General features: G+C 40.6%; 17 protein-coding genes. 7 read left to right on the forward strand and 10 right to left on the reverse strand.

The features are described from left to right. Positions 1-30: 30 nt before the first annotated feature. The 3 genes from EVU92_RS17775 to EVU92_RS17785 are packed head-to-tail and all read right to left on the reverse strand — an operon-like array spanning position 31 to position 4516. Positions 31-3141, reverse strand: coding sequence for a CusA/CzcA family heavy metal efflux RND transporter (locus tag EVU92_RS17775; RefSeq protein WP_130052498.1), 3111 nt, complete (start codon positions 3139-3141; stop codon positions 31-33). A gap of 9 nt (positions 3142-3150) precedes the next feature. Further along, on the reverse strand, positions 3151-4278 hold the full coding sequence (locus EVU92_RS17780) for an efflux RND transporter periplasmic adaptor subunit (protein ID WP_130052500.1): 1128 nt from the start codon (positions 4276-4278) through the stop codon (positions 3151-3153). Between the two features lie 58 nt (positions 4279-4336). Next, complete coding sequence (locus EVU92_RS17785; RefSeq protein ID WP_130052502.1) at positions 4337-4516, reverse strand: hypothetical protein; 180 nt, start codon at positions 4514-4516, stop codon at positions 4337-4339. A gap of 368 nt (positions 4517-4884) precedes the next feature. Here EVU92_RS17785 and EVU92_RS17790 point away from each other — a divergent pair, with 368 nt between their 5' ends. The 5 genes from EVU92_RS17790 to bfr (EVU92_RS17810) all read left to right on the forward strand — a co-directional run bounded on the left by EVU92_RS17790 (position 4885) and on the right by bfr (EVU92_RS17810) (position 10617). Further along, on the forward strand, positions 4885-5745 hold the full coding sequence (locus EVU92_RS17790; RefSeq protein ID WP_130052503.1) for a cation diffusion facilitator family transporter: 861 nt from the start codon (positions 4885-4887) through the stop codon (positions 5743-5745). A 63-nt stretch (positions 5746-5808) separates the two neighbouring features. Continuing rightward, positions 5809-6879 carry a PepSY-associated TM helix domain-containing protein gene (locus EVU92_RS17795; RefSeq protein WP_130053016.1) on the forward strand — a complete coding sequence of 357 codons (1071 nt, stop codon included), beginning with the start codon at positions 5809-5811 and terminating at the stop codon, positions 6877-6879. A gap of 443 nt (positions 6880-7322) precedes the next feature. After that, positions 7323-9458: a TonB-dependent receptor gene (locus tag EVU92_RS17800; protein ID WP_130052505.1), complete on the forward strand. Its 2136-nt coding sequence runs from the start codon at positions 7323-7325 to the stop codon at positions 9456-9458. Positions 9459-9667: 209 nt separating this feature from the next. After that, entirely contained in the window at positions 9668-10141 is a 474-nt protein-coding gene (gene bfr / locus EVU92_RS17805; RefSeq protein ID WP_130052506.1) for a bacterioferritin, read from the forward strand. Between the two features lie 11 nt (positions 10142-10152). Next, entirely contained in the window at positions 10153-10617 is a 465-nt protein-coding gene (bfr, locus tag EVU92_RS17810; RefSeq protein WP_130052508.1) for a bacterioferritin, read from the forward strand. Between the two features lie 57 nt (positions 10618-10674). Here the strand turns inward: bfr (EVU92_RS17810) and EVU92_RS17815 are convergent, their stop codons facing one another. Beyond that, a complete protein-coding gene (locus tag EVU92_RS17815) occupies positions 10675-11148 on the reverse strand; it encodes a mechanosensitive ion channel domain-containing protein (protein ID WP_130052509.1) in 474 nt (157 codons plus the stop codon). Between the two features lie 59 nt (positions 11149-11207). Then, entirely contained in the window at positions 11208-11663 is a 456-nt protein-coding gene (locus EVU92_RS17820; protein WP_130052511.1) for a hypothetical protein, read from the reverse strand. A gap of 184 nt (positions 11664-11847) precedes the next feature. Between EVU92_RS17820 and EVU92_RS17825 the strand changes: the two genes are divergently transcribed. Then, positions 11848-12279: a hypothetical protein gene (locus tag EVU92_RS17825; RefSeq protein WP_130052512.1), complete on the forward strand. Its 432-nt coding sequence runs from the start codon at positions 11848-11850 to the stop codon at positions 12277-12279. A gap of 172 nt (positions 12280-12451) precedes the next feature. Here EVU92_RS17825 and EVU92_RS17830 read toward each other — a convergent pair whose 3' ends face one another. From EVU92_RS17830 to hutH, 4 genes are all read right to left on the reverse strand, one after another. Further along, a complete protein-coding gene (locus EVU92_RS17830; RefSeq protein ID WP_130052514.1) occupies positions 12452-12838 on the reverse strand; it encodes a hypothetical protein in 387 nt (128 codons plus the stop codon). Between the two features lie 90 nt (positions 12839-12928). Further along, positions 12929-13339, reverse strand: coding sequence for a GFA family protein (locus tag EVU92_RS17835; protein ID WP_130052515.1), 411 nt, complete (start codon positions 13337-13339; stop codon positions 12929-12931). A gap of 121 nt (positions 13340-13460) precedes the next feature. Next, entirely contained in the window at positions 13461-15461 is a 2001-nt protein-coding gene (locus tag EVU92_RS17840) for a urocanate hydratase (protein ID WP_130052517.1), read from the reverse strand. A gap of 11 nt (positions 15462-15472) precedes the next feature. Beyond that, positions 15473-16966, reverse strand: a complete 1494-nt coding sequence (hutH, locus tag EVU92_RS17845) for a histidine ammonia-lyase (protein ID WP_130052518.1) — start codon at positions 16964-16966, stop codon at positions 15473-15475. Between the two features lie 119 nt (positions 16967-17085). On the opposite strand from hutH, the gene EVU92_RS17850 reads away from it, so the two are divergent. Continuing rightward, the gene (locus tag EVU92_RS17850) at positions 17086-17982 is read left to right on the forward strand and encodes a LysR family transcriptional regulator (RefSeq protein WP_130052519.1); all 897 of its coding nucleotides are present in this window, start codon (positions 17086-17088) and stop codon (positions 17980-17982) included. A 6-nt stretch (positions 17983-17988) separates the two neighbouring features. Here EVU92_RS17850 and EVU92_RS17855 read toward each other — a convergent pair whose 3' ends face one another. Further along, positions 17989-18372, reverse strand: coding sequence for a DoxX-like family protein (locus tag EVU92_RS17855; RefSeq protein WP_130052521.1), 384 nt, complete (start codon positions 18370-18372; stop codon positions 17989-17991). Positions 18373-18375 lie beyond the last annotated feature (3 nt).

Here is an 18375-nt window from a genome sequence, read left to right on the forward strand (position 1 = left end):
CTACTAAACGTTAGCCCCATTTTGCTTTATTTACTTACTCATCGACTTATAAAGTACCGGCAGTACAAATAAAGTTAAGAGGGTTGCACTGACCAACCCGCCAACAATAACCGTGGCAAGGGGCTTTTGTATTTCAGCCCCTATTCCTGTGCTAAGCAGCATCGGAATTAGCCCAAGCATTGAGGTTAGCGCAGTCATTAGTACGGGTCTTAACCTCGAAATAGCTCCTTCAAATACCGCTTTGTCTTTGCTATCTCCGGCAATAATCCTTTGATTAATGCTTTCGACCATCACCACACCATTCAATACCGCAACACCAAATAGCGTGATAAACCCTACAGAGCTGGGTACAGATAAGTATTGATCAGAGACATATAATGCAATCACCCCACCAATCACAGCCAAAGGTACATTGACAAGAATAAGCACCACTTGCGATAGGTTACTAAAAGCAAAATAAAGCAATAACGCAATGAGTAACAAGGCCACAGGCACTACAATCATCAGCCGCTGTTGTGCCCGTTGCTGGTTTTCGAACTGGCCGCCAATGGCAACACTGTAACCACTTGGTAGCTGTATTTTATCGGCAATGTTAGCGCGTATATCTGCAACTACAGAGCCCATATCTCGCCCCTGCACATTCGCTTGAATAACCACCCGCCTTTGAACATCATCGCGACGAACTTGAGGAGCGCCTGACTCAATCTGTACATCGGCTACATCCCCCACCCTAACAATGGCACCCGCGGGGGTTCGCAGTCGAAGATCTGCAATCACATTCGGGTTTTGGCGAAATCTTTGGGCTATGCGCACATAAATATCATAGCGCTCATTAGCATTAATGATTTGCCCTGCCGATTGCCCGCCAATACCGTGCTGAACTACATCCATCAAATCAGCCACCGATAAGCCAAAGCGCGACAACGCCAAACGGTTGGGTTTAACTATAAGCTGTGCTTCGCCGCCTATTTGCTCCATCGCGACATCCTTAGCGCCAGGTATTTGCTGAACTAGCTGCTCAATTTGTTGGCCTTTTTCAGTTAAAACGCCTAGGTCACTACCAAATAACTTAATGGCCAATTGCGCTTTAACACCCGATAAAAGCTCATCTACTCGGGTTGCTATAGGCTGTGAAAAGTTAAATAAAAGCCCTGGGAATTGCTCAAGCTTGGCTTCCATTAGTTTTTGCAATTCGACACGTGTTTTCGCGTTAACCCATTGCTCATGAGGTTTTAAGCCTAAATAGATTTCAATGTTGTTAACCGGTTCAGGATCGCCCCCTACTTCAGCCCGACCGATTCGGCTCAGCGCATATTCCACCTCACTAAATTCAAGCAACATGGCTTCAAGCTTTGGTGCAACTGAGATTGCTGTATCGAGACTTGCAGAGGGAGCAAGTGTCACACGTAGATTGATAGTGCCTTCTTCAAGCTCTGGCACAAATTCAGTACCCAGCCTTGGTAGCATAACGGCAGCTACAATCAGTAATAACCCTGCTATAACTAAAACGGCGCGTTTAGCCTGCAATGCTTTTTGTAAAGCCCTTTGATAAAGCATATCGATAGGTTTTAACAAAATACTTTGCTTTACTGTCACGCCCTTAGCAAATAAGTACACACACAGAGCTGGCACTACAACCAAGGCAACGATCACTGCACTAATAATTGCCAGCATAATGCTCACAGCCATTGGCTGAAATAGCTTAGCCTCAACGCCTTCAAAACTAAACAGTGGTAAAAATACCGTTAGAATAATCAAAGAAGCAAAAAAGATAGGCCGCGCAACTTCTTTTGCAGCAATTGCAACCAGCTCCGAAGAAGGCTTATGTTGATTATGCTTAAGCCCTAAGTGCCTAAATACATTCTCAACCATCACTACAGAGCCATCCACCAGCATACCAATGGCAACAGCAATCCCACCCAACGACATTAAGTTTGCCGATAATCCCAGCCATGCCATTACACTCAGTGCTAAGCCAATCGAAATAGGGATCGACAATAACACCAAAAATGTCGCTCTTAAATCAAGCAAAAATAGTGCTAATACTATGATAATAAAGACAAAAGCTAAAAGCAGTGCATCAATAACCGTTTGTACTGCTTGGCTGATAAGCTCTGCTTGGTCGTAAATTGCTTTAAATTCAACATCCTTTGGCAATGCTTGATTTATCATCTCGATACGCGCGTTTATGCCATCAATCGTTTGCTTGGTATTTGCACCCATCCGTTTGAGCACGATACCAGTAACCACTTCACCACGATTAACTATTTCGCCTTTATCATTGCGTTTAGACAAGGTAACAGCACCTTGGCGAATCTCACTGCCAAGCTCAATAGTCGCAACATCAGCCACTTTAACGACCGTACCATCAATGGTTTTGATAGGCGTTTGCGCAATCTCAGCAAGTCCTTTTTCGCCTGGAGTAAACCAACCTGTACCACGAATAACAAGCTGCTCTTGGCCTCGGTTCATATACCAGCCACCCACATTACTGTTGTTAGCATCTAGGGCGTTACTAACATCTTGCTGTGTTAAGTCATAAGCAAGTAGCTTATTGGGGTTTATGTTCACTTGATACTGCTTAACCTCACCGCCAAATGACAGAATATCGGTCACACCATCAATAGGTAAAATAAGTAATTTAACCACCCAATCATTTAAACTACGCAGTGCCATACTATCAATGTTTGCACCCGGCTTTGCTTCAAGTAAATACTGATAGACTTGCCCAAGCCCAGATGTATTAGGGCCCATGGTTGGCGTACCCACACCAGATGGGATCAACTCTTTAGCAGACTGCAAACGTTCAAAAACCAGTTGCCTAGCAAAGTAAATATCAACCCCTTCTTTAAACACAACAGTAACACCCGATAAACCCGTTTTAGAAATAGAACGAACCTGCTCTACATCAGGCAGTGCATACATAACGGCTTCTATCGGGTATGTGATCAGTTGCTCGACTTCTTCAGCCGCAAGTCCTGGCGCTTCGGTATTTACCGCCACTTGCACATTCGTAACATCAGGAAAGGCATCTAAATTGAGTTTTGGGATCATAAATGCACTCACCGCAATCGCCGTAAGTAAGGCCAAAAGCACAAGTAGACGGTTCTTTATCACCGCCTCAATTAATAAATTAAACATGCGTCACCTCTAGTGGTTATGCGGATCAAATCCGCCTTTAGCTAGTTGTGATGCAATAAAAAATGCACCTTGGGTGACAACTTCAAGCCCGGCTTGAATATCCAGCACTTCACGATAATCGCCAAAACGTCTGCCGAGGTTCACTTCTTGGGCGACAAAGCTGCCATCGTCATCAACGACGAACAATTGCCAGTCACCATCTGCGCTGCGAGTTAATGCATTTTCAGGTACAGCAAGTACTGCTTTATCCGTTTCAAATTGAAAATACACATCGGCAAACATGCCTGGATGCAAACTATGCTGAGTGTTTTTTACCTCGAGCCTAACGGTGCGTGAGCGTGTTTGTTCATCAATGGTATGTGCTTCTTGAATAACTGTTGCTGGATAGCGATTACCGTTAACTTCTAACAGCGCCCTAGAGCCATTACTGATAGTACGGTCTTGATTAGCTGAAAGCTGAGCAGCAACCCAAAGCGCTGATTCATCGGCTATTAGCATCAACTCAATCCCCGAATCGACTCGCTGACCTTGGGCAAAGTTATCGGTTAAAACAGCCCCCGATGTTTGTGCAAACAAGGTGTATTCACCGAGTTTTTCTGGGTTTATGGTGAGTGTTTTTGCAATAGCTTGTTTTGATAAACCAAAGGCAACTAATCGGCTATAAGCGACTTCATATTCAGCTTTAGCAGTTAGAATTTGCTTTTTGCTTACCGTGCCAGCTGTCATTTTAGTTAGCCGTTTTAACTCGGCTTCAGCTAACCTAAATTCAGTTTGCTGGCTGGCCACTTCGCCACTAAATAAAGTGACTAAAGAGTCTCCTTTATTTACATGCTGCCCTAATAAGGCATGGCGCTTTACAACAATTGAATCAACACGCGGTGACACCAAATAACTGGCATAGCCATTGGCTTTAATTTCGCCCGGTGCATACAAGATTTGCTTGTATTTTTTCAGTACAAGGCGCTCAACCTTGATATTAGCTAGTTGCTGTTGCTGCTCAGTTAAACTGACTTCATTAGCATGTTCAGCTTGCTCATTTTCTTGATGATTATGCGCTTGTTCTGTCGCATAAATATTTGTCACAGTCATGTAGCATACGCACAGCAATGCATAACGCATAAAATTTCTTAAATACATATATTGTCTCTTACTTAAAATGGGCTAAGCCCAAATAACATCTAAAAAGGGTTTGGGATTAAGTAAGAGCTAAAATAGGTGGGCGATGTAGCGGTGCTAAGTCAGGCGATTTGAAGTTGAAATCAAGTGATTCAATTTTAGTGAAATAGACACCAGTAGGTTCAGACAATTGCAGCGAATCTAAAAATGCAGGGCTGTGACAAACATGACAATGGCCTTTCTCGGCTGAGTCAGACAACTGTTTGCTAAGCTCGTCATGCTCTGATTGATGTAGTTGATGATCGCCATTGGCAGCGCAATGAGCTTCAAGGTCAATTTCTTCTTATAGCAGTACCGAGGTGTGATTAAACGCAACATTATGATCGGCCACATCAAAGCTATCCAGCAGTGGCTGGAGCAATAATACGCTAATCAAAATAATAAATGCAGCTTTCACATTGAGCCTAAAAATTAGAACTAAAAATTGGTACATCGGCGCTAAATTAACAAATCCACCCGCATTTGAACAGAAAATTATAATCTGTTAGCAAACAAACCAATACAAACATTTTATTACAAAGGCACGCATGGTATAAAAATAAAGCAAATCAATAACTAGGTATTTATATGGGACACGGACACCACCATCATCACGATACAAATAACCAAAGCACCCGCCAACTCATGCTGGCAATTGCAATTAATGTGTTATTAACTGTCGCTCAGGTGATTGGCGGCCTCGTTTCTGGCAGCTTATCGTTAATTGCTGATGCGCTGCACAATTTAAGCGATGCCTCGTCGTTATTCATTGCCCTAATTGCCCGAAAAATTGGTGCCAAACCTGCTAATCATCGTTATCAATACGGTTATAAACGTGCAGAAATTTTAGCCACGCTATTTAACAGTTTAAGTTTAATTGTGATTGGTGGTTACTTAATTTTTGAAGCGATCACCAACTATTTAAACCCCGACCCCATTGATGGCTGGATCATCATTTGGGTTGCGGGTCTTGCGCTGGTTGTTGATCTTGTCACCGCCCTATTAACTTACAAAGCGGGTGCAAAAGACAGTATGAATATTCGTGCTGCGTTTATACATAATGTGTCTGATGCACTAGCCTCAGTTGTGGTAATCATTGCGGGTACCTTAATCATTCTCTACCAGTGGTATATTGTTGATTTAATTGCCACTATGCTGATTTCAATGTATGTCATTTATCACGGCATTTTACTGTTAATTGCCAGTAGTAAAATTTTAATGCAAGCAGCCCCTGATAATTTTGCTGTAACAGACGCTATCAATAGGCTTAAAGCCCAATTTGCAATCACTGATGTTGATTACCTTAAAACATGGCAGATAGATGATCATCACGTTCATTGCGAGCTAAAGTTTCGTGCCAAGCAAAGCATCAGTAACGATGATATACGTCACTTTTTACATAACAACTTTGCAATTGAAAGCTGTACCATTGAACAAGTTTTAGTGTAAATGTTTCGCGTTATCATTTACTATTCAGTTTTGTGTTAAAGCAAACTGAAGGAACAAATCTTGTTGAAGTTGTGGTTACGTCGTACGCATTTATTACTTGCCTTAGTAAGCGGTTTATTTTTAATTTGTTTAAGTTTGACCGGTGCTTTGCTTATTTACGCAAAAGACATTCAATACCTTACTCAAAGTGATAGATGGACAGTAACGCCAGCGGCTTCAGCACTTGATTTTGATAACCTAATCAATCACGTTTCAGCGTCAACTAAACAACCTGTTACTCTGGTAATGCCAGAGCAGCGCAGTGATCTAGCGTGGCAATTACAACTAGCAAATAACCGCTATGTGAGTGTTAATCCATACAATGGTCAGGTTTTACATGAATACGATTATTACAGTACGATTTATGGCTTTACCATGGCTTTGCACCGCTGGCTGCTTTATGAAGATGGCGATAAAAGCCGCCCTCTAAGAAACTGGGTATCGGTGTGTGCGCTCATTCTTATTATTGAAATTCTGCTCGGCTTTTATATTTGGGTTAAGCCAAAAAATCGTATGAAACGTTTGGCTATTAAGCGTAAAGCAAAGTTTAGAGTACTGATGTATCAGCTACATACCGTTTTGGGTGTGTATTTTTTAATTCCACTCATTTTAATTGCTTACACAGGTATGGCGTTTAACTGGAAAGAACAAACCAAAGCCGTATTAGAATTTGTGATGCAAGGCACAGTTGAAGATAGACCTAAACCACCAGCGGTTATTCCCCCTTTAGCGGATACGCCCTTTCAAGTGCAAAAAGCGTTTGATAACGCACAAACTGTTTTTCCTGAAGGCAAGTTATTTAGAATTTATTTACCGAAAAAACCAAGTGACAACATAGGATTTAGAATAGAGAACCCAGGTGAAAGCCATGCCTATAGTTGGGTATGGGCAAACCCATATTCAGCCGATATTGTAGCAAGTTATGATGCCAGCGAAAGCTCTTTGACCACTCAAACTTGGAACTTCAAATATAAGTTTCATATTGGTGATTTTGCAGGCCCAATTGTGCAATTATTGTGGTTGATATTTGCTTTATCACCGTTATTTTTTACGATCTCAGGTGTTTACTTTTGGTACAAACGGCATTACAGATAGACACTTTATCTGACAGATTAATTATACAACGGCCTTTCATCATTAAACGAACTCATATTCTCGGCCAAAGCTATATTACTGCGTATATATAATCACATGAATGTGTAAAATTGGTGGCAAAACACTTGATGCTAAAGTGGCAATCAACCACATCGCTATATCAACTGTTTATTCACAAATTTGGGTGCTGCCTGCTAGGTAACACTAGAAATATCAGTAACACCTATGTTAGCGCTTTAAAACCAATACTCTGAACACGCAAAATTAGTAAGGGTTCAAATATAATACTCACCTATTAAGCATCCATTGAACATTCGTGGATGCTAAATTCATCGCTATATAACAGAACCAAAGGACTTATTGCAAATCATTATCATTAACCTTGCCTTTACTCTTCTTTACATTTAGACTGCCGCACAATCAAACAAGAATTAAGGACAAGCATGTTAAAAACTTCTCTGACTCTGGTCGCTATTGCAATTAGCAGCCAATCATTTGCTGATGATGCCATAAATAAAAACCTTACCGTAGAAGAAATGGAACACGTTGTTGTATCAGGCAGCCGTGTATTTGAAAGCATTGATGAAGTCCCAGCTTCTGTCACTATTATTAGCCAACAGCAAATTGAAGAACATTTAAAAGTTAATCCAGAATTACAAAGCTTACTTGCGCAAATGGTACCAGGCCTAGCACCAGATACCGGCAGTTCGAGTAATACAGGTCAGAGTTTACGTGGTCGTGCACCACTTGTAATGATCGATGGAGTGCCGCAATCGACACCACTCAGAAACGGCTCATTAGGAGTTAAAACTCTCGATCCAAGCGCCATTGCGCGTATCGAAGTGATCAAAGGCGCTACCTCTGTTTATGGTAATGGTGCATCGGGCGGTATCATTAACTACATCACAAAGCAGGCAACAAGTGATGGTCAGCCAGAAGGTGAGATCAGCCTATCGTCACGTTTTAGTGCAGTTAAATTAGAAGAAAGCGCCGGTGCGCGAGTCTCTGCAGCAATTAATGGTCGTGCTGATAAAATTAGCTATTTATTTACCGCAAGTTACGAAGAAAATGGTGTTCAACGTGACGCCGAAGGCGATATTCTTGGCTTGCAGTATGGTTTATCTGATGCAGTAACAGAAAACTACTTTACCAAACTCGGCTATGATTTTGATGATGAGAAGCAGCTGCAATTTAGCTATAACTACTTTAGCTCTCAACAAAAAACCGATTTAGGTGACGTTGTTGGCAACCTGAACGATGGCGAAAAAACTTATGCGATTCATGTACCTAAAGAGCTTCAAAAGCAAGGTAAACCACAAGGCCCAGACGGTAACGAAAACATAACCTTAAAGTATACAGACTACGCCCTATTTACTAATACACAAATGACGCTCGATCTATACATGCAAGACATCGAGAATGTGTTTTTCTTTTCTACAAACTTAGCTAACCCAGACGAAGGTTACGAAGGCGGCCAATCAATTATTCGCTCAGAAAAGAAAGGGGCGCGCGCTACCTTTAATACCCTTGTTGATTTTGACAATGTTGAAGCCACCTTTATTTATGGCCTAGATGCACTGAATGATGTGACTTCTCAACCGCTTGTTGATGGCCGTGTTTGGGTACCAGAGATGGATATGGAAAGCCTTGCTGGCTTTTTACAAACAAAGTGGGTTATCGATAATGATTTAATCATTAAAGCGGGTGTGCGCCAAGAGAGTATTGATTTAACCGTTGATGACTACAACACCTTAAAGCTTTGTCGTTCAGAAACACAGTGCTCAGTGCCACTTAGTGTAAAGGGTGACACTATTGATTACGATGCAACCACCTATAACGTAGGTGTTAAATACAATTTGCTTGATGCCTTCAGCCCGTTTGCCAATTATTCACAAGGTTCTGATATCTCAGATATTGGCCGCTTATTACGTTCTGCAACAGTAAATGATATTGGCCTAATTCAAACAGAAGCATCAATCATCGATAACTATGAAATTGGCTTTACATCACAGTTTGATGACTTACGTTTTGAATTTGCAGCTTACCGCAGTACGTCTGAGTTTGGCACTACTAATAGCTTTAATGAGGTAACGGGTGTCTATGAGCCAGTAAGAGCGCCACAAGAGATCTGGGGTTACGAAACACTAATCGATTATAAAATTAATCCAACTCTCAAACTTGTTGCAACCTACAGCTATGTTGAAGGTAAGAACACCGAAGACGACATTTACTTAGGTTCTCGCCAAATAAGCCCACCAAAAGGTACTGCTAATTTAAACTGGCAACCAAATGATGAATTATCACTCACTGTGAGTTATTTATATGTGGGTTCACGCAAACGCTTTGAGCCAAATGCAGAGGGTGAGTTTGTTGGTGATCAAGGTCCAATTAGCAGTTACAACCTATTTAACCTAAGCGGTCGTTATAACTTTAGCAACAACTGGCAAGCGTTTATGGGTGTAGAAAACCTATTTAATAATGATTACTACCCTGCCCGTGCGCAGTCTTATACTTATGGTGGCTATAACATTAATGGTTTAGGTACGACCATGACACTTGGTGCAACTTATAGCTTCTAAAGCAGTTTTTGTTTAGAGCAACAAGCCCTTCTTAGTAAGGGCTTTTACCTTTAAGAATAGAAACGATAAATTGTTCATTTATCAACCATTAACGCAAACTTAAACGAGAATCACACTCAATAGTAAACAACTGATTTACAAAGGAAAATGTTTGCAATCTTATTTTTATATACTACAATTATCGCAACTTGGAATTCGAGGACAGCATTATGAAAGGTAACCAAAAAGTCATCGATAGTTTTAATAAACTACTCGCAAACGAATTAGCTGCTATAGATCAATACTTTATTCATTCTCGTATGTATGACGATTGGGGCCTAAATAAGCTGTATGAGCGTCTTAACCACGAAATGGAAGAAGAAAAAGACCACGCTGATTGGTTGATAAAACGTATTCTATTTTTAGAAGGCGTACCAAACATGACTAAACGTCGTGATTTATTAATTGGCTCAGACGTTAAAAGCATGATGCAAAATGACTTAACACTTGAGCTAGAAGTTGTTGACTGCGTTAAAGAAGCTATTTCAATTTGTGAACAAGAAAAAGACTATCAATCACGCGAAGTGCTTGAAAAGCTATTATTTGATACAGAAGAAGATCATGTTTACTGGTTAGAACAACAGCTGGGTCTAATCGACAAAATTGGTAGCCAAAACTACCATCAATCTCAAATGGGCGAATAGAGGCTAATTGTATGAAAGGCGATAAAAGCGTCATTGCTGCACTTAATAAAGTATTAGCAAATGAATTAGTGGGTATTAACCAATACTTTTTACACGCTCGTATGTTTAAAGATTTTGGTTTTTCAAAATTAGACAAAGCTGATTACAAAGTATCTATTCAAAAAATGAAAAACGCCGACCGTTTAATTGAGCGTATTTTGTTTTTAGAAGGTTTACCAAACTTACAAGATTTAGGTCGCCTACGTATTGGTGAAAACTCAGAAGAAATGATCGAAGCTAACATGAGCTTTGAGCTTGATTCATTAGTCGATCTTAAAGCGGCAATTAAACTTGCTGAAGAGAAAAAAGATTACATCAGCCGTGAAGCGTTAGATAACATCTTAAATGAGCAAGAAGAACAGATTGATTGGCTTGAAACACAGCAACAGTTAATCAAAACCGCAGGGCTTGAGAATTACCTGCAATCTCAAATGTAATTTGCTAAAACTTAAAAAAGCAGCCTAGGCTGCTTTTTTTATGGCAAAAATTTGTGCTTAATCATCTTCGCGATCAATGATTGACACTTTATTACTTAAAATTAAAGAGTTAGGAATTAAATGCACCGCTCCCTCGCCTTTAATTGTGATATAGCGCAAATTAAGGTCAATCACTGTGCCCTTTGAATTGCTCACTTCAATGTAATTACCAAGCTTAATGGGCTTATAAAGCACAATCATGACACCTGCTACTAGATTCGAAATAGCATCCTTCAACGCAAAACCCAAAGCAAAGCCTGTTAGGCCTAAGCCGGCAACTAAAGCGGCAACGTCAAAACCCAGTTTCGATAACGCAAGCACAATACCAATGAATAATAAAATAGCACGCTGCGAGTTAGAAATAAGCCGAAAAGTTTCAAGAGCGGTTGAATCAAAGCGTCGTTGAAATTGTTTAATAGCATGGTCTATAATCAGGCTTGCAATGTAAAACGCGGCGATAACTAAAAGTGCTTGAATAAATTGGCTAGTCATAGAATTTTCAATTAAAAATAAAAGCCCATAATAGGCTTGAAATTGCGTGAGACAAACATTTATTGCTTTTCAAACACACATGAAACTTCAGGTTTATTCAGTGTGTAAGTGATATTGCCATTATCTTTAAAACGCAGATCTTCAGTTGTTGAACCGTTATCGTCTTCATTTTCACAGCGAAAGTAGCGCTTAGTTCTGACAATCCCATTTACAAAGTATTTTAACTTCGAGCTGACAACACAAAAATTTGGGATCTTCTTTACCTGCGTACCGTTATGTAAGTCACTAAAGTCGATTAATGTTCCTAAGCTAAATCCTTGAGTTGTTTCTTTTATCAATGAAAAGGAGGCGTTTTGACAAACCACATCACTGCCTGCTTTCACTTTGTAATCACCTTGTTTATCTTTAATCAGAGCCAAAAACTGCGTTTTATTGCTCGGCTTCACATCAAGTAGAGCACTAGCAATTGACGAGGTTGATAGTAAAAAAGCCACTAAACAAAAGTAATATCTCATTGAAAATCCATAAACTTATAGACACTTTACTAGCATAGCATGCTGATTAAGGTTGGTGAATTTATAACGCATTAGTTAATACGATAAAAAAATGCTTTTGGTTCTATTTTATGAACTTTGCATAAGCAACCAATCTGTTTATGTGCTATAAATTTTAATGATGAAAATTTTTGGAGGGAATCAAATGAAAATAATCAAACTCATCGCTTTAACAACATTTTTAGCCCTAGCTAGCACACAAAGCCTAGCCAGTGATGACGACTGGAAGTCCATCGCCGAGAAAAAAGTCAGCTACAAAAGCGAAACCGATACCGTTAATCCTATCACCAGCAGCAACTACAGCCATATTAAAATTAAATGTACCCATGGCACTGTGAATCTTAAGAAAATTAAAGTTGTTATGAATAACGGTGAAGAAAAAGTGTTTGATAACCTAGGGGTTTTAACCAAAGGGATGTCGTCACGTAGTTTAAGCTTACCAGACAAAAACGACGCAAAACTCGATAAAATCAAACTTGAATATGAATCGGTAGGCAGCACAGCCCTTAGTATGGCAGGTGTAACCGAAAAAGCAGAAGTTGAGATTCTCGCGAAAAAAGCAAAGAAAGAAGATTAAAGTTGCGAGTTGCGAGTTGCGAGTTGCGAGTTGCGAGTTGCGAGTTGCGAGTTGCGAGTTGCGAGTCAGGATGTTAGAGCCTATACAGTTTCACAAGTAGGAACGGCTTCAGCAGTGAACCTTCGATGTTCGGCGTTGAAACGCCTCCTACAAACTTTACTCTAGTATCTCGCTAACTCTTTACTGATTTGTCTAATTTAGTTACATAAGCTTTAAGCTCTGCAAGCTGACTTTTTTCGCCTTGGTGAACATTCATTGCTTTTGCAAAGTAGCTATTGGCTTGCTGCTGCTCACCAGCTTGCTCATGAATAAGTCCAATCCGAAGATAAGTAAACGCAAGATTATTAGGGCCTAACTCTGTTTGCAGCGTTTTAGCGCTATCAAGCTCAAGAATTCTTGCGAGTGCATTTAACGCATAAAGCGCACTATCGCTTGAACCTTTGATGTACTGAGAATGAGCGATTTCTAGCTCATTTTTAAGAAACTCGGCTGTCATTTCATTTGCGTTTGTAGGTACTGCTAACGAGACTAAAGCAGCTAAGGTTAAAACTTTAAACATATTAAACCTCCTTTTAAAATGTATCTTAAAGATTAATCAAACTCGATTAGCTGGTCAAACTTTATTCATAAAAGCAAATTATCAAAGCGCTTAATCGCGACCCAAGCCAATCAACTTTTTGCCATTTAAGCCTTTTCTATGCCATTCGGTTTGTTCTTCACAGAATATTTGCGCGTCTAATTCTTTACTTGGCTCTTCGTTTAAACTACCTGCAGGTACAAGTAGGTATTTACTGTCTTGTGATTCAAATGGCAGCGCAGAGCCACAGGTTTTACAAAACGCTCTAGATAATGCACGACCAGGATAATTAAACCGCGTTATATGCTGCTGACCTTTTACCCATTCGATAGCATCTGGTGAGGTAAACAAATTTGCAGCGTGAGCTGTTCCGCTCAGTTTTCGACATTGTTCACAATGACAGAAGTAAAAACGCCTAAATTTATCAGCAACTTTAAAACTCACTGCACCGCAGCAACATTCACCCGTCAGTGTTTTAGTCATCTCTATCTCCTCATTAGCTAAGCCAAAAATTTATTACCTAAACAATGCGCTATTTAAAAATTTTAGGCAATAAAAAAGGCCATGTTGCGTGTACAACATAGCCTTTTTGCATTGACACAACTTAGAAATCTAAGTTTGATAAAACTTCATCATCAACGTTATTAGACAAGGTCACTTTAAGTTTAGGCGTACGAGCCATTTCACGTTTAATTGCAAAATTAGCTTCTTCGTTACGAGCCCAACTACGACGAGCAATACCGTTGTTTACATCAAATAATAGCATAGATTTCAGACGACGCTCGGCAGCTTCACTACCATCTAGTAGCATACCAAAACCACCGTTGATCACTTCGCCCCAGCCTACACCACCACCATTATGGATAGATACCCATGTTGCACCACGGAAACCATCACCAATTACGTTATGAATAGCCATATCTGCTGTAAAGCGGCTACCGTCATAAATGTTTGATGTTTCGCGGAAAGGTGAATCAGTACCACTTACGTCATGGTGGTCACGACCAAGTACAACTGGACCAATTTCACCACGATTAATGGCATCATTAAAGGCTTTAGCAATTTCAGCGCGGCCTTGTGCGTCTGCATAAAGAATACGAGCTTGAGAACCTACAACAAGTTTGTTTTGCTTCGCATCTTTGATCCACGTGATGTTGTCTTGCATTTGCTGTTGGATCTCTTCAGGAGAGTCTGCCATGATTTTATTTAAAACATCTGCAGCAATAGCATCTGTTTTATCTAGATCTTCTGGCTTACCTGAGGTACATACCCAGCGGAACGGGCCAAAGCCGTAATCAAAACACATTGGGCCAAGAATATCTTGTACGTACGATGGGTATTTAAAATCAATACCATTATCAGCCATTACATCGCCACCAGCGCGTGATGCTTCTAACAAAAACGCATTACCGTAATCAAAGAAGTAAGTACCTTTTGCCGTGTGCTTGTTAACAGCATCGGCGTGGCGCTTAAGCGTCGCTTGTACTTTTTCTTTAAATACTTCTGGCTCTTCACGAATTAAACGATTTGACTCTTCATAGCTGATATCAACCGGGTAGTAACCGCCTGACCATGGGTTATGAAGTGAAGTTTGGTCAGAACCTAAGTGAATGAAAATATCTTCAGCTAAGAAGCTTTCCCATACATCAACCACGTTACCAATAAAGGCAATCGAAACCACTTCTTCATTTTGCTGAGCAGTACGTACACGCTCAACAAGCTCTGGCATGTTATCGATTAGCTCATCTACCCAACCTTGTTGATGACGCTTAATAGCCGCCTTAGGGTTAACCTCAGCACACACGGTAATACAGTTAGCAATGTTACCCGCTTTAGGCTGAGCACCACTCATACCGCCTAAACCAGCAGTTAAGAAGATCTTACCTTTTGGTGATTCGCCTTTTGCAAGTACTTTACGGAACGCATTCATTACCGTAATGGTTGTACCGTGAACGATACCTTGCGGGCCGATGTACATAAATGAACCCGCAGTCATTTGACCATATTGAGTTACACCTAGTGCATTGAATTTTTCCCAGTCATCTGGTTTTGAATAGTTCGGGATCATCATACCGTTTGTCACAACCACACGCGGTGCTTCAACTGATGATGGAAATAACCCCATAGGGTGACCCGAATACATGTGTAGCGTTTGGTCTTCTTCCATTTCGCTTAAGTACTTCATGGTTAATAAGTACTGCGCCCAATTTTGGAATACCGCACCGTTACCACCGTAAGTGATTAGCTCTTCTGGGTGCTGTGCTACAGCAGGGTCAAGGTTGTTGTCGATCATCAACATAATAGCGGCAGCTTGTTCGCATTTAGCCGGGTAATCACTGATCGAGCGCGCTTTAAGCTCATAGTTAGGTTTAAAGCGATACATGTAAATACGGCCAAATTGTTTGAGCTCAGCAGCAAATTCAGCAGCTAATTCTTGATGCCATTCTTTAGGGAAATAGCGCAATGCGTTACGAATAGCCAATTGCTTTTCGTCGGCCAATAAAATGTCTTTACGTTTTGGAGCTCGGTTTGCATCGCTTGGATACGGTTTTGGCTCTGGCAATACGCTTGGGATACCTTGCTTAATTTGTTCTTGAAAAGTCATTATTTGCTCCCTTAGTTAACTTTAAACGCTTGCGATTTAACAAGTTCTACCATGGCATCAATATCAGGCTTAAGTAAGCGGTCTTCTTCTAATTTGGCAACTTTGCTGCGAATTAATGCAAAGTTTTCTTCAATGATGTCAGAACACTTATTAGGACGTCTAAATTCAATTGCTTGTGCTGCATACATAAGCTCAATTGCAAAGATTTTATCAAGATTACCTAAAATCTGGTTTAACTTACGACCAGAAATACTACCCATAGATACGTGATCTTCTTGACCCATTGATGTTGGTACACTGTCCGCTGATGGTGGGAAACACAAAGATTTGTTTTCTGTTACCAATGCCGCAGTCACGTATTGTGGGATCATCATGCCAGAGTTTAAGCCACCCGATGACGTTAATAAACGCGGTAAACCATGTAAGCCCTCAAGTAGCAAGTAACAACGACGATCAGCAATGTTACCAAGCTCTGCTGCTGCAATTGAAGCATAATCTAATACCATAGCAAGTGGTTGACCGTGGAAACCACCACCCGAAATTGCTTCTTCTTCGCTGATCACAATTGGGTTATCTGTAACTGAATTCATTTCTGTTTCAGCAAGTTCTTTTAAGTGGTAATACGCATTACGTGATGCACCATGAACTTGAGGAATACAACGCAGTGAGTAAGGGTCTTGAACACGGTCACAATCAGTATGTGAAGCCATGTTTTCAGAGCCTGCAAAAAAGCTGCGCATACGCGCTGCAACTTCGATGTTACCTTTAAAAGCACGGATAGCATGTAACTCTTCACGGAATGGTGATTCGCTACCTTGCATACCTTCAATACTCATAGCACCTGCGATGTCTGCAAGGTCTAATAGGTAACGCATTTTAGTAAGCGCAGTAATGGCATGAGATAAAATAAACTGAGTACCATTAATTAACGCTAAACCTTCTTTAGCATGTAAATCTAGAGGCGCTAAACCGTGCTCTTTTAATACTTCTGCTGCTGGCTTGATTGTGTCGTTTACCCAAAACTCACCTTCACCTAGAAGAGGTAAAAATAAGTGCGATAACGGTGCTAAGTCGCCCGATGCGCCAACTGAACCTTGCTCTGGTACAACAGGAATGATATCAAGTTCAATAAACTTAAGCATACGCTCAACAACGGTTAAACGAATACCTGAAAAACCTTGGCTTAATGCATGTACTTTGGTGATTAGCATTAGCTTTGAAATAGGTTTAGCGATTGGCTCACCCACACCTACAGCGTGTGTGATCAATAAGTTCTTTTGTAGTAGGTTAGTTTCTTCTGGAGAAATTTGTGTATCACATAATGGACCAAAGCCAGTATTGATACCATAAATGGCTTTATCTGAGGCAGCCATTTTGTCTACATTTTGGCGGCTTTTATTAATTTTATCAATTGCTTCTTGGCAAAGCTCTGCCTGTAACGTACCGGCTGCAATAGCATTAACGCTATCTAACGTTAATTGGTCAACACCATACTTAAATGTCATTTATAACTCCTAAAGAACAGGATTAGTTTTATTTAGAGGGAGTCTAGCTTGCTCTAGTTGTTTTACAAATGCATAATTATCGTTATTCATTCCAGATTTATCGAACTAAAAGAAGAGCTATGCAAGTTCATGACGTAGACCTGCGCTTATTGCGCGTTTTTGTAGCAATTGTTGAGTGTGGCGGGCTTTCAGCCGCAGAGTCACGTTTGAATATTGGCCGCTCAACCATCAGTGCGCATTTATCAGACTTAGAAGTAAGGCTTGGCATTAAATTATGTAAACGTGGCCGCAGTGGCTTTGAAATTACAGATGCAGGAGCTATCACCTATCAGGCATCGATTGAACTGCTTCAGCAATGCGAAGCCTTTGCTAATACCGTAGCAAGCTCTAAAAATGAGTTATCGGGACGTTTAAGTATCGCCATGATAGATACCATGGTTAGCGATCCACGCTGTGCCGTTCCCCGTGCTATTGCAAGGTTAAAAGGAAAAGGTAAAAACATTCAGTTCGATATTAACGTATGTGAAGCACGAGAGGTAGAAACCGCAGTAGCCAATGGCCGCTCGTTAGTGGGGATTGGTGTTAGCCGCCATCATATTCGCGGATTAGATTACACCGCCCTACATAACGAAACCAACTTTCTGTATTGCGCAGTCGGTCACCCGTTATTTAATTGTGAAGACAAGAAAATAAATGAGCTGCTCAAAGAAGCGGAGGTGATTACCAGTAACTACATGCGTGATAAAGAAAGCCGAAACGACGGTTTAAACTATCAAAATAGTGCCGTTGCCTACCATGATGAAGGGATTGCACATTTAATTTTATCTGGTGAGTTTATTGGTTATTTACCTGATCACTATGCACAGTTCTGGGTCGATAAAGGCATTTTTAAGGCTGTTCAGCCAAACAAATATCACTACGATATTCCTGTGGTATTAATCACCTCAAAAACAAACGCCAGCTCCCCTTTAGCAAACGCTATGATTGACGAAATTAAGCGCTGTTACGCGGTTTAGGCTTTATTACTTTTTTGGCGCTTTTTGCTCATTTATAAGCACTAGACTAAACGCGATTATGGCAAGGTTTGTAGTTACAGGATTAAACGCTTCGATTAAAAGTGCGGGTTGTAAAACAGCAACAAACAGCATTAGCCCAACTAAAGCAGCTATATTGAGAATATTGATTAAGATGGAACGGTAGAAAATAAAAAACAGCACGGCAAATATAATTTCACCTATGCCAGCTGCTCGGGTGATGAGCGTTGAGATTTCGGGATTAAAACCAAAACTGGCTGTCATTTTTAGCTCTAGGGGGGCAATGTGAATAAGCTTTGGTATCAGCCCATGATAAAACCAACTAAAGCTAATAATAAATCGAGCTATTTGAATCGTATTTAAATGCTTCATTAG

Origin of the sequence: Pseudoalteromonas sp. MEBiC 03485, assembly GCF_004195145.1 — a bacterium.
Lineage (GTDB): Bacteria > Pseudomonadota > Gammaproteobacteria > Enterobacterales > Alteromonadaceae > Pseudoalteromonas > Pseudoalteromonas apostichopi.

Coding starts and splice junctions, on each gene's coding strand:
- bfr (WP_130052506.1), top strand. CDS start 9,668: ATGAAAGGTAACCAAAAAGTCATCGATAGTTTTAATAAACTACTCGCA.
- EVU92_RS17830 (WP_130052514.1), bottom strand. CDS start 12,838: ATGTTTAAAGTTTTAACCTTAGCTGCTTTAGTCTCGTTAGCAGTACCT.
- EVU92_RS17815 (WP_130052509.1), bottom strand. CDS start 11,148: ATGACTAGCCAATTTATTCAAGCACTTTTAGTTATCGCCGCGTTTTAC.
- EVU92_RS17840 (WP_130052517.1), bottom strand. CDS start 15,461: ATGACTTTTCAAGAACAAATTAAGCAAGGTATCCCAAGCGTATTGCCA.
- EVU92_RS17800 (WP_130052505.1), top strand. CDS start 7,323: ATGTTAAAAACTTCTCTGACTCTGGTCGCTATTGCAATTAGCAGCCAA.
- EVU92_RS17780 (WP_130052500.1), bottom strand. CDS start 4,278: ATGTATTTAAGAAATTTTATGCGTTATGCATTGCTGTGCGTATGCTAC.
- EVU92_RS17835 (WP_130052515.1), bottom strand. CDS start 13,339: ATGACTAAAACACTGACGGGTGAATGTTGCTGCGGTGCAGTGAGTTTT.
- EVU92_RS17855 (WP_130052521.1), bottom strand. CDS start 18,372: ATGAAGCATTTAAATACGATTCAAATAGCTCGATTTATTATTAGCTTT.
- bfr (WP_130052508.1), top strand. CDS start 10,153: ATGAAAGGCGATAAAAGCGTCATTGCTGCACTTAATAAAGTATTAGCA.
- EVU92_RS17850 (WP_130052519.1), top strand. CDS start 17,086: ATGCAAGTTCATGACGTAGACCTGCGCTTATTGCGCGTTTTTGTAGCA.
- EVU92_RS17825 (WP_130052512.1), top strand. CDS start 11,848: ATGAAAATAATCAAACTCATCGCTTTAACAACATTTTTAGCCCTAGCT.
- EVU92_RS17790 (WP_130052503.1), top strand. CDS start 4,885: ATGGGACACGGACACCACCATCATCACGATACAAATAACCAAAGCACC.
- EVU92_RS17775 (WP_130052498.1), bottom strand. CDS start 3,141: ATGTTTAATTTATTAATTGAGGCGGTGATAAAGAACCGTCTACTTGTG.
- hutH (WP_130052518.1), bottom strand. CDS start 16,966: ATGACATTTAAGTATGGTGTTGACCAATTAACGTTAGATAGCGTTAAT.
- EVU92_RS17820 (WP_130052511.1), bottom strand. CDS start 11,663: ATGAGATATTACTTTTGTTTAGTGGCTTTTTTACTATCAACCTCGTCA.